Here is a 548-nt window from a genome sequence, read left to right as displayed (position 1 = left end):
AGGGAAGCGAAGCAGCGAAATTTAAAAATCAGCCGGTGGAAGTAAGTGGTCTAAACTCCTGGATCTTCTCATAAGCTTGTACTAGAACAAGCGAAGGAGATGAGAAGATTCATGGAGCCTATTTTTATTATTGGGATTATTTTAGGACTGGTTATTCTTCTTTTTTTATCAGGTTCAGCTGCGAAGCCTTTAAAGTGGATTGGCATCACAGCTGTTAAATTTGTGGCAGGTGCTTTGCTGCTGGTTTGTGTAAATATGTTTGGCGGCAGTCTTGGCATTCATGTGCCGATTAATCTGGTTACAACAGCTATCAGCGGAATTTTAGGGATACCCGGGATAGCTGCGTTAGTCGTTATTAAGCAATTTATCATTTAATTGATATTATGTATTGACTTAGACAACTGAAGGTGTTATTCTAATATACGTCGCTGATGACGAACAGCTTTTTTAAAAAGGAAATGTTAAAAAGTTGTTGACAGTAGCGACGGTAAATGTTATGATAATAAAGTCGCTTAAACGAGCGGTAAACAAAGTTCTTTGAAAACTAA

At 37.8% G+C, this 548-nt stretch carries 1 protein-coding gene; it reads left to right on the top strand.

Going from position 1 to position 548, the window contains the following annotated elements:
• Nucleotides 1–111 precede the first annotated feature (111 nt).
• The gene (bofA, locus tag ACWHAR_RS30975) at nucleotides 112–375 is read left to right on the top strand and encodes a sigma-K factor-processing regulator BofA (RefSeq protein ID WP_003225421.1); all 264 of its coding nucleotides are present in this window, start codon (nucleotides 112–114) and stop codon (nucleotides 373–375) included.
• Nucleotides 376–548 lie beyond the last annotated feature (173 nt).

It is taken from the genome of Bacillus sp. LR--39 (genome assembly GCF_053613335.1).
The sequence above is the reverse complement of the archived record's forward strand: the minus strand, read 5'-3'. Positions and strand labels throughout refer to the sequence as shown.

Coding starts and splice junctions, on each gene's coding strand:
- bofA (WP_003225421.1), top strand. CDS start 112: ATGGAGCCTATTTTTATTATTGGGATTATTTTAGGACTGGTTATTCTT.